This is a genomic window from Mesorhizobium sp. M2A.F.Ca.ET.067.02.1.1, from assembly GCF_004023285.1.
Taxonomy (GTDB): domain Bacteria; phylum Pseudomonadota; class Alphaproteobacteria; order Rhizobiales; family Rhizobiaceae; genus Mesorhizobium.
In genome coordinates this window covers 1-565 of the sequence record NZ_RZSB01001380.1, presented here as the reverse complement: position 1 = coordinate 565, position 565 = coordinate 1, and the positions used below count along the sequence as shown (strand labels likewise).

1 protein-coding gene is annotated in these 565 nt (G+C 67.3%); it reads left to right on the top strand.

Annotated elements, in window-relative coordinates:
• A partial coding sequence (pgk, locus tag EOA28_RS37925) for a phosphoglycerate kinase (RefSeq protein ID WP_128315955.1) occupies positions 1 to 565 on the top strand: 565 nt, incomplete at both ends.

Below are 565 nucleotides of genomic sequence, written 5' to 3'. Positions count from 1 at the left end.
ACCCGGTACGGCCGGTGGTCGCCATTGTCGGCGGCGCCAAGGTCTCGACCAAGATCGACCTTTTGATGAACCTGGTGAAGAAGGTCGACGCGCTGGTGATCGGCGGCGGCATGGCTAACACCTTCCTGGCCGCGCGTGGCACCGATGTCGGCAAGTCGCTTTGCGAGCACGACCTTGCCGGCACCGCCAAGCAGATCATGATCGAGGCGGCGGAAGCTGGCTGCGCCATCATCCTGCCCGCCGACGGCGTGGTGGCCAAGGAATTCAAGGCGGGTGCCGCGAGCGAGACCGTTGCCATCGATGCCGTGCCGGCGGACGGCATGATCCTCGATGTCGGCGCAAAGACCGTGCAGAGCGTTACCGACTGGATCGACCGCGCCGCGACCTTGGTGTGGAATGGCCCGCTCGGCGCCTTCGAGATAGAGCCCTTCGATCGCGCCACGGTGGCGGCGGCAAAGCACGCGGCCGCCCGCACCAAGGCAGGCAAGCTGGTCTCGGTCGCCGGCGGCGGCGACACGGTGGCCGCCCTCAACCATGCCGGCGTCGCCGACGACTTCACTTATGT